This is a genomic window from Actinotignum saccati (assembly GCF_051265055.1).
Taxonomy (GTDB): Bacteria; Actinomycetota; Actinomycetes; order Actinomycetales; family Actinomycetaceae; genus Actinotignum.
In genome coordinates, this window is record NZ_JBOZCC010000003.1 from 116667 (window position 1) to 129339 (window position 12673).

Below are 12673 nucleotides of genomic sequence, written 5' to 3' on the forward strand. Positions count from 1 at the left end.
AGCCGCTAAATTCTTTTCCTTCCGGGCCCTCCCTCGCGTAAAGTAGCCCTAGACGTTTCTTGTTATTGGGAGGAAGGTTCGCTGTGAAATTGCGGATTGAACACGATGTCTTCGCGGACGCCGTCTCGTGGACGGCACGCACTATCCCCACCCGCCCTTCGCTGCCCATCCTCTCCGGGATCAAAATCGAAGCCAAAGACACCGGCGTCATTGCGCTTTCCTCCTACGATCCTGATATTTCCTCCTACGCTGAAATCACCGGGGATGTGGAAGAAGCCGGAACCATTTTGGTGCACGGGCGCCTGCTGGCCGAATACGCCCGCGCGTTGCCCAATAAGCCCATTGACCTCACGGTTGAGGGCACCAAACTTGATCTGCAATGCGGTTCTTCGCGCATGGTGATGACTTCGATGCCGCTGGAAGATTACCCGGCAGCCCCGCCTCTCGATGGGGTTTCCGGCGTGGTGGACGGTGCTGCCTGGCAGCACGCGGTGGCCCAGGCCGTCACCGCCGCCTCCACCGATGACACCCTCCCGCTTCTCGTCTCGGTCTGCATCGAAATCAATGGCGAAAATATTGCTCTCATGGCAACGGACCGCTATCGCCTGGCCATCGCTAACCTTACCTGGGAACCGGAAGATCCGCAGATTTCCGCGCGTATCCTGGTGCGGGCCAGCCGCCTGTCCGATATTGCCAAGTCCCTCAGCTCGGTGGGTAATGTGCGTATGACCCTGGATACCAGCGGGCGTACCGGCCTCATCGGTTTCCGCGCCGCGGACCGCCAGAACGTAGCCCGCCTTATCGACGGGGATTACCCGCAGGTGCGGGCCCTTTTCCCGGATACCGTCAATGGGTACGCCGTGATTGATCGCCTCATGCTGCTCGATGCCATCAAGCGTGCGCGGCTCGTCGTCGAAAAAAATAGTGCGGTGCGCTTGAGTTTCAGCGAAGGCAGCGTGGTTTTGGACGCTGGTCAAAACGATTCGGCACAAACCAGCGAAGCCCTGCCGGCCACCCTTACCGGGGAAGATATTGCGATGGCTTTCAACCCGGCCTACCTGCAAGACGGCCTGACCGCGGTGGATACGCCTTTCGTGCGCCTGTCCTTCACCAGTCCCACGAAACCAGCGGTTATTACCGGCCAGCCCGAAGAAACCGGCTCCGATACGGATGAGTTCCGCCTCCTCCTCATGCCGATTCGCACCTACTCCTAAGGCGCGGGTGTGAGTGTACATCTCTGACTTAGCGCTGGCGGATTTTCGTAATTACCGGCGTGAAGTGGCTCGTTTCCGCCCCGGGGTGACCATCCTCGTGGGCGAAAATGGCCAGGGGAAAACCAATCTGGTGGAGGCCATTGGCTACCTGGCCACCCTCACCTCCCACCGGGTCTCCTCCGATAATGCGCTGATCCGCCAGGGTGCCGCCGCCGGCGTGGTGCAGGCCCGGGTGCTGCGCGGCGAATCGCCCACCACCGTGGAAGTGGAAATTTACGCCGGGCGCGCCAACCGAGCCCGCCTCAATCGCGGGAACGTGCGCCCGATAGAAATTCTGGGCACGATCCGCGCGGTGCTTTTCGCTCCCGAAGATTTGGCGCTTGTGCGCGGCGAACCCGCGGTCCGGCGCGCTTTCCTGGACGACCTCATGGTCCAGCTCCGCCCGCGTCTCGCTTCCGTAAAAAGCGAATACGAGCGGGTGATCCGCCAGCGCGCCGCCCTCCTCAAAACGGCCGGGGCTGCGCGCCGCCGCGGGAAAGCCGTGGACCACGCCGCGATTGATGTGTGGGACGAGCAACTAGCCGCGCTCGCCGCCCAGATCGTGGCCGCCCGCGCCGAATTGGTGGCGCGCCTGCGCCCGTACGTCACCGACATGTACAACGTGGTCTCCGGCAACCGCGGCCACGCCCGCCTCGATTACGCGGCGAATGCGTGGCGCGGTACCTTCACCCTGCCCGATGCCGCCGCGCTTTTAAACGACGACGACGCCAGCTGCCACGCCGTCACCGCCCAGGAAGAAGCACTGCGCGATGTGGAAACCGCCCGGGCTTTGCTGCGTTCCCAGCTGGATGAACGCCGGGATCAAGAAATTGAGCGGGGCGTGAACCTGGTGGGCCCGCATCGCGATGATCTGCGCTTATCTTTGGGGAGTCTGCCGGCCAAAGGCTATGCGAGCCACGGGGAAAGTTGGAGTTTCGCCCTCGCGCTGCGCCTGGCCTGCTGGAAATTACTGAGTGAGGATGGCGAACCTATCCTCCTCCTCGACGATGTTTTTGCCGAACTTGATGCCCGGCGCCGCGAACGCCTGGCCGAGCTGGTGGCCGGCGCGGAGCAGGTGATTGTGACCGCCGCGGTGGGTGATGACCTGCCCGAAAGCTTGCGCGGGGACCGCCTCCATATCGCGGCCGGCAGCATTACCGGGGAGGTTCGCGATGGTGCGGTGACTGAAGAGGCCTCCGCTAGCGTGATACCGGAAGAAGCCGCTGGCAGCGCGATTCCCAAGGAGGTGGGCGATGGCGCGTGATGCCGGCGATCTTTTCGCGCTCCACGCCCTGGATGCCGCCCGGGAAGCCGCGTTCCGGCGCGGAGATGTGCGCACCCGCCGCCCCGCTGCCGCACCCCGCTACCTCGCGGCGAGCGGCGCGGGAGCGCCCGGTGAAAATGGCGCGGCTGATCGCATCGGCGACCCGGTGGCCAGCCCCGGCCCGGGCTGGGGCGATGTGGGATCCGGGGCCAGGCCCTCCTGGCGCGACCCGCATCCGATCGGTGAACTCCTGGCCCGCACCATCCGCGACCGCGGCTGGCAAAGCCACCTCGATATCGCCTCCGTCTCCGCGCGCTGGGATGCGATTGTGGGACCGAATGTGGCGCGGCACTGCCGTATCGAAGATTTTTCCGACGACGGCGTTCTCACCCTGCGCGCCTCGTCCACCTCGTGGAAAACTCAGATGCGCGCGCTTCTCGCAACCCTTTCCGGGCGGATTGCCGCCGAAATAGGGGAGGGGATTGTCAAGGAGATTGTGATTTTGGGCCCGCATCGGCCCAGCTGGAAGCACGGGCCGCTCTCGGTTCCCGGCCGCGGACCCCGCGATACCTACGGATAGTACTGGATACTCACGGATAGCCCGGCCCGCTTATCCGTAGGCAAACCCGAACCGTCAGCCCCGATACCCACGGCCAGCCCGGCGCACCGATGCTGGCTATTCCCAGCCCAGGGCGTGCAGGGCGTCGTCGTTCAAACCGTAAAAATGCCCGACCTCGTGGATAATGGTGACCCCGATTTCCTCCACCAATTCTTCGCGCGTTTCGCACCAGCGCATGAGTGGGCCGCGGAAAATAAAGATGCGGTCGGGAAGTAAGCCGGCGTCGTCCCCGCGCTCGGTCAGCGCTACTCCGTCGTAAAAACCGAGTACCGCGGGCAGGCCGTCCTCATCGTAATCTTCCGGGCGGAGCATATCGGGCTCGGGTTCCTCCTCCACCAAAAACACCACATTGGGAAGGGAGGCGAGGAAAGCCTCGGGAAGCAGATCGATGGCATCGGCCACCGCCTCCTCGAATTCTTGCTCGGACATCTCCAGCACAGCGGTCCTCCGTCTCAGTTTCATAGCTGCTTATAGGCTAGAATAGACGAGGGACTCTCCAGCGTAGGTACCTACCAGAACGGCGGTCAACGCGGGAGAGGCCCATTTTTGAGAGTTAGCCTGAAGGAGTGTTCCGCGCGTGTCGGAAACAACGAGTCATCCCGAACCGGTGCAGCAGCCGGAACAAAACCCGGCCTCGCAGCCGGAGCAGAATCCGGCCCCGCAGGGCCCTGCGCATCACGTCGGCGAAGTATCCCCCGATCAGTCCTATGACGCATCGAATATTACCGTCCTCGAGGGCCTGGAGGCGGTGCGCAAGCGCCCCGGTATGTATATCGGCTCCACCGGGGAGCGCGGTCTGCACCACCTGGTCTACGAAGTTGTAGACAATTCGGTTGATGAGGCGCTGGCCGGCTACGCGGATACCATCACGGTGACCCTGCGTGAAGATGGCGGGGTGCGCGTGGAAGATAACGGGCGCGGTATTCCGGTGGATATGCATCCCACCGAAGGGCGCCCCGCGGTGGAAGTCGTCATGACCGTGCTGCACGCCGGCGGAAAATTCGGCCAGGGCGGCTACGCGGTGTCCGGCGGCCTACACGGCGTGGGTGTGTCTGTGGTGAATGCGCTGTCCACCCGGATGGAAACCATCGTCAAACGCGATGGCTATGTATGGCGCATCGCCTACGAAAACGGGGTACCCACCCGGGAACTGGAACGCGGGGAAGAAACCACCGAAACGGGAACCACCCAAACCTTCTGGGCTAATCCGGATATTTTCGAAACCACGGATTATGATTTCGAAACGCTGCGCAAGCGTTTCCACCAGATGGCCTTCCTCAATAAGAACCTGCGTATCAACCTCATTGATGAACGCTGCTCCGCCACCTCGGAAGGCGATGAAGTCACTGGGGCAGAAGGGGAAAGCGCCGCGGAGGTTCCGGCTAAGCGCGAAGTGTCCTATTGCTATTCCGGCGGGCTGCTTGACTACGTCAAGTTCCTCAACTCGATGAAGAAATCGGACATCATCAATAACGACATCATCTACTTCGAAGCTGAAGATGATGAGAAGCAGATCGAAGTGGAAGTGGCCATGCAGTGGACCTCGGCCTACTCCGAATCGGTCAATACCTTCGCGAATACCATTAACACCACCGAAGGCGGGATGCACGAAGAAGGCTTCCGCTCCGCCCTCACCTCGGTGATTAATAAGTACGCGCGCGAACACGGGCTCCTCAAAGATAAAGACCCGAATCTTTCCGGTGATGATGTGCGCGAAGGTCTTACCGCGGTGATCTCCGTGAAATTGGGCAACCCCCAATTCGAAGGGCAGACCAAAACCAAGCTTGGGAATACCGAAGCGCGCACTTTCGTGCAGCAGCAGATGTACACCCAGCTCAGCGATTGGCTTGATTCTCACCCGGCGGATGCCAAAGAAATTATCCGCAAGGGTACCCAAGCTTTTGCCGCGCGTGCCGCGGCCCGCAAAGCCCGGGAAGCCACCCGCCGTAAATCCGTGCTGGAATCGGCCTCTATGCCCGGCAAGCTCAAGGATTGCACCTCGAATAAACCCGAGGAATGCGAAATTTTCATCGTGGAGGGTGATTCCGCCGGTGGTAGCGCGGTGAACGGGCGCGATCCGGAACACCAGGCGATTATGCCCATCCGCGGCAAGATCCTCAACGTGGAAAAGGCTCGCCTGGATCGGGCGCTTTCCTCGGATACCATCCAATCGCTTATCACCGCTTTCGGCACCGGCATCGGCGATGAATTCGATATCGATAAGCTGCGCTACCACAAGATTATTTTCATGGCCGATGCGGATGTGGACGGCTCGCATATCGCGACCCTCCTGCTCACCCTGGTGTACCGCTATATGCGCCCGCTGATCGAAGCCGGGCACGTCTTCCTGGCCATGCCCCCGCTCTACCGCATCAAATGGACGAACGCCCCGCATTCTTACGTGTTCTCGGATCGGGAACGCGATGAGGTGCTCGAAGAAGGCAAAGAAAAGGGATGGCGGCTGCCCCGCGAAGAATCCCAGCGCATCCAGCGCTACAAGGGTCTGGGTGAAATGAACGCGGAAGAACTGTGGGATACCACCATGAATCCGGAATTCCGCACCCTCAAGCAGGTCTCCATCGGGGAGGCCGCCGCAACAGACGAAACCTTCAGCGTTCTCATGGGCGAAGATGTGGATTCTCGCCGCGGCTTCATTCAACGTAATGCGCACGACGTGCGCTTCCTCGATATCTAGGATTTGTCATCATTATGAGCGAAAGCGAAACGACGTCCACGTATAATCACGGCGCGATTATGGAGGTGGATCTCCAGCGCGAAATGGAGAGTTCCTACCTCGATTACGCCATGTCCGTTATTGTGGGTCGCGCGCTGCCGGACGTGCGCGACGGCCTCAAGCCCGTGCATCGGCGCGTTATCTACGCGATGTACGACGGCGGATACCGGCCAGATTCCTCCTTCTCCAAGTCAGCGAAAATCGTGGGCGATGTTATGGGGCACTACCACCCCCACGGCGACGCCGCGATTTATGACACGATGGTGCGCCTGGCCCAACCCTGGTCCATGCGCTACCCGCTGGTATCGGGCCAAGGAAACTTCGGTACCTCCGGTGATTTGGGGGCGGCCGCCCCGCGCTACACGGAAGCGCGTATGGCCCCCCTCGCCCTGGAAATGGTGCGGGATATCAAGGAAAATACGGTTGATTTCGAGCCGAATTACGATGGCTCGCTTATGGAACCGACCATCCTCACCTCCCGCTTCCCGAACCTGCTGGTCAACGGCTCCGAAGGTATCGCGGTGGGTATGGCCACCCGCATTCCCCCGCATAACCTGCGCGAAGTGAATGACGGCGTGCAGTGGTACCTCGCCCACCCGGATACTTCCCGGGAAGAACTCCTGGGTGAGCTCATGCGCCGCATCAAGGGCCCGGATTTCCCCACCGGGGCAACGATTCTAGGTACTCGCGGTATCGAGGATGCCTACCGGACCGGGCGCGGGTCTATCACCCAGCGCGCCGTGGTGGAAGTCGATGAAATCGGGGGCCGCACCTGCCTGGTTATCACCGATCTGCCCTACCAGGTCAATCCGGATCGGCTGCTGGACAAAATGGTGGAGGGCATTAAGGATGGCCGCCTCCCGGGCATTGCTGATATTCGCGATGAGACCTCCGGGCGGGCCGGCCAGCGGATCGTCGTCGTTCTCAAACGCGACGCGGTACCGAAGGTAGTCCTCAATAATCTCTACAAGCATACGCAACTGCAAAATAATTTCCCGGCGAATATGTTGGCGCTGGTGGACGGGGTGCCGCGTACGCTTTCCCTGGACGGTTTTGTGCGGCACTGGGTCGCGCACCAGATGGACGTGATTCGCCGGCGCACTGAATACCGCCTCAACGAAGCGCTCAAGCGCATGCATATTCTGGAGGGCTACCTCAAGGCTCTCGATGCTCTTGATGAAGTTATTGCGCTGATTCGGGCTTCGGCCACCGTGGATGTGGCCCGCACTGGCCTTATGGAGCTCCTCGATATTGATGAGGACCAGGCCAATGCGATTCTGGAAATGCAGCTGCGCCGCCTGGCCGCCCTGGAACGCCAGAAGATCCTGGATGAATACGAAGAAAAGCGGGCCCTCGTGGAGGACTACCGCGGGATTCTGGCTTCGGAGGATCGCCAGCGTTCCATTATTTCCGAAGAACTCCAGGCCATTACCGACAAGTACGGTGATGACCGGCGCACCACCATCCTTCCCTACGACGGCGAAATGAGCGTGGAAGACCTCATCCCCGAAGAGGACGTGGTGGTTACTGTCACGCGTTCGGGTTACGTCAAGCGCACCAAGGTGAGCGAATACCGCGCCCAGCATCGCGGCGGTAAGGGGATTCGTGGGGCCTCGCTGCGCGTGGATGATGTGGTCGATCACTTCGGGATTGCCTCCACCCACGATTGGCATTTGTTCTTCACGAACCTGGGACGGGTGTATCGCCTCAAGGGCTACGAGCTTCCCGAAGGTGGGCGCGATGCCAAGGGCCAGCACGTGGCGAATCTGCTGGCCTTCCAGCCTGGGGAAACGATCGCGGCGGTGCGTTCGATCCGCAGTTACGAGGACGCGAAGTACCTGGTGCTCGCCACGAAGTCCGGGCTGGTGAAGAAGACCCCGCTCCAGGATTACGATTCCCCGCGCTCGGGCGGTTTGATTGCGATTAAGCTGCGCGAGCTGGCGGATGGGTCCAGCGATGAGGTGGTGGCCGCTTCCCTCGTGGATGAGGCCGATGACCTGCTGCTCGTCTCCCGCCACGGCATGTCCTTGCGGTTCACCGCGGATGCCGAATCGCTGCGGCCGATGGGCCGGGCGGCTTCCGGGGTGACGGGTATGAAATTCCGCGGGGATGATTCGTTGCTGACCATGGACGTTGTGCATGATGACTCCCAGGTATTCGTCATGACCGAGCAGGGCTTTGCCAAGCGGACCAGCGCGGATGAATACCGGGTGCAGGGCCGTAACGGCATGGGTATTAAGGTGGCGAAGCTGACCGAGGCCCGCGGCGATCTGGTGGGCGCGCTCATGGTGTCCAGCGGTGACGAGGTGCTCGCTATTATGGAATCGGGCAAGGTGATGCGCGCCGCGGTTGATGAAGTGTCGCTCACCGGCCGCAACACCCAGGGCGTTACTTTCGTGCGGCCCGATAAGGGTGACAGAATTATTGCTGTCGCGCGTAATGCTGAGGTGGAGATCGAAGAAGAGGTCCCCGCCGCAGGCGAGCAGGCGGCAGCGGAGGCATCCGCGGAATCTTCGGAAGCTGCTGAGGTGACGGAACCTACGGCAGCCGCGGAACATGCGGAACCTACAGAACCGGCCGCTGAAACCTTGGAGAACTGAGATGACAGATACACAACACACTCCGGAACGCGGGTCCGGCCGCGGGCGTGAGCGCGCGGGGCTGGAGGCCACCCGGGTGCGCGGGGCCATGCCCGCGGCGGCGGAGGGCCACACCGGTCCGGCTGCTTCTACTGCTTCCGCGCCGGCGCATTCAGCTATGCAGTACGACGGCGCCGCTGGCGCCCCGGGGCGGGCCGCCAGCGGATCAGCTGGCCCGGCCGCGGGCGGGGCCGCAACCGGGCATCGGGCTAGTGCCTATCCTCGGGTTTCCGCCCCGGAAGGCGCTGCTCCCGCGAAGCAAACCGTGGGCATTCGCCGGATCCGGATGACCATCGCCAAGGTCGAGCCGATGTCCGCCATGAAAATCGGCTTCCTGCTGTCCGTGGCGATTGGCGTGATGATCGTGATCGCGATGATGCTCATTTGGTTCGTGCTGGACGGCATGCACGTGTTCTCCCAGATGTCGGATCTATTTGAGACCCTCGGCAACGAAGAATTGCTGCGGGTGGGCGAATACATGGAATTTGGTCGCTGGATGGCTTTCGCCGTGCTGGTGGGGATTATTCATATTGTGCTTCTGACCGCGCTCTCCGCGATCGCGGCGCTGATCTATAACCTCTTCGCGGCTCTGGTGGGAGGACTGCGCTTGACAGTCACCGATGAGTAGGGCGCACGCCCCGTGGTGGCTGTGGGTTATCCGCTACCTTGTGCTGGCCCTGGGCCTGTTCATTATGGGCTTCGGTATCCAGCTGGCTATTGCCTCCGATCTGGGTACTTCCCCGATTTCTTCCCTCCCCTACGTGGTTTCGCGGATGACGCCGATCTCTGTGGGCACCCTGACCGGGTGCATGCACGTGGTCTTCATCGTGATCCAGCTGGCTTTGCTGCGCCGCGAATTCCCGCCGCTGGAATTCCTGCAATTACCGATGGCCCTGTTCATGGCCACGGGTATCGACGCGGCCGGCGCGATCCTCGGCCCGATCACGTATTCGAGCTACACCCAGCAGTGGCTGCTGTGCCTGGGCGGCGTGGCGGTGCTCGCGGTGGGTATCTGCGTGGAGGTGAGCTCCGGGGCGGTCGTCAACGCCGGCGAAGGCGTGGTCATCGCGATCTACCGAAAAACAGTGCGCCGCTTCGGCGTGCATCGCTGGACTAATTTCGGCGCCATCAAGGTCTATAACGACGCCGCCCTGGTTGCTCTGGCCACCGCATTGTCGTTCGCGGTGCTCGGGGAGCTCGTGGGCGTGCGAGAAGGCACCCTGGCGGCGGCGGTGCTCACCGGCCCGGCCATCCGCCTGGTGACTCCCTGGCTCGGGGTGCCGCTGCGCCGCCTGCTCCGGCTCGCCTAGCCACCAGCCGGCCGGGCGCGCCGGCGAAGCCGGCGCCGGCGTCGTCGTAAAAAATACGCGCGCAGATGCGGGTTCCTGGGCGTGAAAACGGCGTTTGCGCACGCCATCGGGCCGGTGTGACGCGAACCGCAAGCGAAACGATTTGGAAACGGCGGCTCGCCGGTGTAAACTCATGTGGTCACCGGGCCTATAGCTCAGTTGGTTAGAGCGCAGTCCTGATAAGACTGAGGTCGATGGTTCGAGTCCATCTAGGCCCACGGTTACGAGGAGGGTTATGAAACGGGTTGGTTTCTTCCTCGGTTCGCTTGCTGCTGGATGTTGTGCTGTCGCTGCCCTGGTGCACGTGATGGATGAGCATTCTCGTTGGCACCACGTTCCGGATCCCGCGCCGGAATCTTAGGGGCTATGGCGCAATTGGTAGCGCACCTGCTTTGCAAGCAGGGGGTTAGGGGTTCGAGTCCCCTTAGCTCCACCAGATTTTCCTTGATGCTCAGCCTTTATCCCGCCCGCAAAGTGTGTGTATGAGCACCGTTTTCTCTTGTTTTTGGGTGTCTTATACACACTTGGGCATCCGAGCGGTTGTGAGGCTGGCGGCCCGCCGGCCTACCGGCCTTGCCAGTCTCGTCAGCAAAATGTACGAGGGTGACAGTTTTCAGCTGGATTTATGTTCCTGACGTACATTTTGCGGCCCGTTAGGTCCGAAATGTACATTCTGTGAAGCCGGAAGCCGAGGCCCATTCAGGATAAACGTAACCCCGGCGATTCAGCCGAGGCTGGTGATCGTTCCGGGGTCTTCGCGAGCAATCCTACGGGAAATCCGATCAAAGTCAACAGTGTATCGACGGGTAAATAGACAAAAATGGTTGCTAATACCCGGACTTTCCCTTGCGCCGGCTACGCGAAATGCAAGACACCCGGCGCTGGAACGCCGGGTGTCTCTGATCGAAAGGAAATGATCATGCAATGAAACACTGACATTTCAATGCTGAAAATAACTTTACGACGCTTAGTTGTGGAAATCAACGCAAAGCTAAGGCGAGCACCCTTAACCTGACTTGGCTCATTTAGTCAGACGGTATCGGTATCAATCCTCTGCGACCACGCGCATGACCTCGTCCATGGAGTACCGAATTCCGTCGTCTTGATCCTGTGCCTGCAGATAGAGTTCCGTATCAATAATTTCTTCAACGCGCTCCAGGGCAGATTCACGAACAAAATCCGAAAGGCTTTGGCCCAGCGTATTAGCGTGCGCCTGAATCCACTCAAGTTCCCAAGGTTCGAAGTGGATGTCCACCGTGGATGTGTCCATGACTTACCTCTCCTACAACGTTGTGAAGCCAAGTGCTAAGGCAGCTATATCCAAGGATATCTTCAATGGGATCGCCCGCGTGCTACAAAGTGACGACTGCACCGCCTACAAACTGACGACTGTATTCTCCACAAACTGACGACTCGATTTCCGATAAACTGACGACTGTATTCTCCACAAACTGACGACTCCACCCCAAAAGCGCGAGATATCAGGGAAAATGAAAGCAGGCGATATGGCTCAGGAAAGCATCTCCTACCGACCCAGGCTGGCCGATAGCGAGCTGGAAGATGCTCTGGCGCGCGCCGGTGGTGTACTCGTGACCGGGCCTAAGGGATGCGGGAAAACGGAGACGGCTCGCCGGTATGCCAAGAGCGCGATTCAGGCGGATATTGATCCGCAGCTCGAACAGCAATTAGCGGTGCTCCCGCAGCTTGTCCTCGAGGGCGATACCCCGCGGCTCGTGGACGAATGGCAGGTTTTCCCGGTGCTATGGGATTTGGCCCGGCATGAAATTGATCGGCGCCACCGCCCGGGCCAGTTCATTTTTACTGGCTCCACTGCTCCTGGCGAGGGCGCCGCCCGCCACAGTGGCGCGGGGCGGTTCGCGCGCCTCGTGATGGGAACCATGACCTTCGTGGAAACCGGGCACAGCGACAACGCCGTCTCCCTGCGTGAGCTCGCGCAATTGCCGCCCGGAGCTGCGATTACTCCGACCTCCTCATCCCTTACCGTCCCGGATATCGCCCAGCGCATCGCGCACGGGGGCTGGCCGGGCAACCTCGAGCTCAACACGGAACAAGCCCGTGCTAATAATCGTGATTATCTGGAGACCGTCTGCGCCGTCGACATTAGAATTCCGGACAATACATATCGCGACCCGCAGCGCGTCGCGGCCCTCCTCACCTCCCTCGCGCGCGGAACCGCAACGGAAATGTCCGTCAGCGCGCTGGCGCGCGATACCGGCTTGGCGCGCGATTCGGTGCGGGATTACCTCGATTCTTTGCAGCGTATTTTTATTACGACGCCGCAGCCAGCCTGGCGTGCGCACCTTCGCTCCGCAGCGCCGCTCCGAGAAGCGCCCAAGCACCACCTGGCTGATCCGGCGCTTGCCGCTGCCGCATTGCACGCGAGCGAGCGCGAACTCCTGAACGACCTCGAGTTTTTCGGGCAGCTTTTCGAATCCCAGGTTGTGCACGATCTGCGCTACCTGGCTCGTACCGATATTTATCACGGTCGCAGCGCTGACGGGCTGGAAGTCGATGCCATCTTGGATATTGGTGGGCGAACGGCACTGGTCGAAGTGAAACTCGGCTCGGTTCCGGGCATTATTGATGGGGCAGCCGCGAATTTACAGCGTTTTGCGCAGCGGTATGTGAAAAGTCCGGATCCGCTCCTCGTGGTGGTGACCGGATCGGGCCTCAGTTATACCCGCCCCGATGGGGTGCACGTGGTGGCCTTTGGAAACCTTGGTGCTTGAAAGGCGGTGACGGGGAACGTACTGCGTTTGTGGTACATACGCGGTACAGCTCGGAAAGAACATAC

The 12673-nt window shown here is 61.0% G+C and carries 11 protein-coding genes and 2 tRNA genes; 11 read left to right on the plus strand and 2 right to left on the minus strand.

Features of this window, described 5'->3' with window-relative positions; all coding sequences use genetic code 11:
• Positions 1-83: 83 nt before the first annotated feature.
• From dnaN to ACRQEC_RS03340, 3 genes are read left to right on the plus strand one after another with little or no spacing between them, the layout of a single operon-like run.
• The gene (gene dnaN, locus ACRQEC_RS03330; protein WP_284889883.1) at positions 84-1214 is read left to right on the plus strand and encodes a DNA polymerase III subunit beta; all 1131 of its coding nucleotides are present in this window, start codon (positions 84-86) and stop codon (positions 1212-1214) included.
• A 13-nt stretch (positions 1215-1227) separates the two neighbouring features.
• Positions 1228-2517: a DNA replication/repair protein RecF gene (recF, locus tag ACRQEC_RS03335; RefSeq protein ID WP_284889882.1), complete on the plus strand. Its 1290-nt coding sequence runs from the start codon at positions 1228-1230 to the stop codon at positions 2515-2517.
• Positions 2507-3097, plus strand: coding sequence for a DciA family protein (locus ACRQEC_RS03340; RefSeq protein WP_284889881.1), 591 nt, complete (start codon positions 2507-2509; stop codon positions 3095-3097). Before recF ends, ACRQEC_RS03340 begins: the two co-directional genes overlap by 11 nt.
• A 96-nt stretch (positions 3098-3193) precedes the next feature.
• Here the strand turns inward: ACRQEC_RS03340 and ACRQEC_RS03345 are convergent, their stop codons facing one another.
• Entirely contained in the window at positions 3194-3565 is a 372-nt protein-coding gene (locus ACRQEC_RS03345) for a metallopeptidase family protein (protein WP_284889978.1), read from the minus strand.
• Between the two features lie 148 nt (positions 3566-3713).
• Between ACRQEC_RS03345 and gyrB the strand changes: the two genes are divergently transcribed.
• The 7 genes from gyrB to ACRQEC_RS03380 all read left to right on the plus strand — a co-directional run bounded on the left by gyrB (position 3714) and on the right by ACRQEC_RS03380 (position 10294).
• A complete protein-coding gene (gene gyrB, locus ACRQEC_RS03350) occupies positions 3714-5831 on the plus strand; it encodes a DNA topoisomerase (ATP-hydrolyzing) subunit B (protein ID WP_284889880.1) in 2118 nt (705 codons plus the stop codon).
• Positions 5832-5845: 14 nt separating this feature from the next.
• Positions 5846-8470 carry a DNA gyrase subunit A gene (gyrA, locus tag ACRQEC_RS03355; protein WP_284889879.1) on the plus strand — a complete coding sequence of 875 codons (2625 nt, stop codon included), beginning with the start codon at positions 5846-5848 and terminating at the stop codon, positions 8468-8470.
• A 1-nt stretch (position 8471) separates the two neighbouring features.
• A complete protein-coding gene (locus ACRQEC_RS03360) occupies positions 8472-9137 on the plus strand; it encodes a DUF3566 domain-containing protein (RefSeq protein WP_301575031.1) in 666 nt (221 codons plus the stop codon).
• Positions 9130-9819 carry a YczE/YyaS/YitT family protein gene (locus tag ACRQEC_RS03365; RefSeq protein ID WP_284889877.1) on the plus strand — a complete coding sequence of 230 codons (690 nt, stop codon included), beginning with the start codon at positions 9130-9132 and terminating at the stop codon, positions 9817-9819. The genes ACRQEC_RS03360 and ACRQEC_RS03365 overlap by 8 nt, the downstream gene beginning before the upstream one ends.
• Before the next feature lie 183 nt (positions 9820-10002).
• Positions 10003-10076 (plus strand) — tRNA-Ile (locus tag ACRQEC_RS03370).
• Positions 10077-10093: 17 nt separating this feature from the next.
• On the plus strand, positions 10094-10219 hold the full coding sequence (locus ACRQEC_RS03375; RefSeq protein WP_257960159.1) for a hypothetical protein: 126 nt from the start codon (positions 10094-10096) through the stop codon (positions 10217-10219).
• Positions 10219-10294, plus strand: a tRNA-Ala gene (locus tag ACRQEC_RS03380). Before ACRQEC_RS03375 ends, ACRQEC_RS03380 begins: the two co-directional genes overlap by 1 nt.
• Positions 10295-10903: 609 nt before the next feature.
• Here ACRQEC_RS03380 and ACRQEC_RS03385 read toward each other — a convergent pair.
• Positions 10904-11128, minus strand: coding sequence for a DUF6290 family protein (locus ACRQEC_RS03385; protein ID WP_284889876.1), 225 nt, complete (start codon positions 11126-11128; stop codon positions 10904-10906).
• Between the two features lie 235 nt (positions 11129-11363).
• On the opposite strand from ACRQEC_RS03385, the gene ACRQEC_RS03390 reads away from it, so the two are divergent.
• On the plus strand, positions 11364-12608 hold the full coding sequence (locus ACRQEC_RS03390; protein ID WP_284889875.1) for an ATP-binding protein: 1245 nt from the start codon (positions 11364-11366) through the stop codon (positions 12606-12608).
• Positions 12609-12673 lie beyond the last annotated feature (65 nt).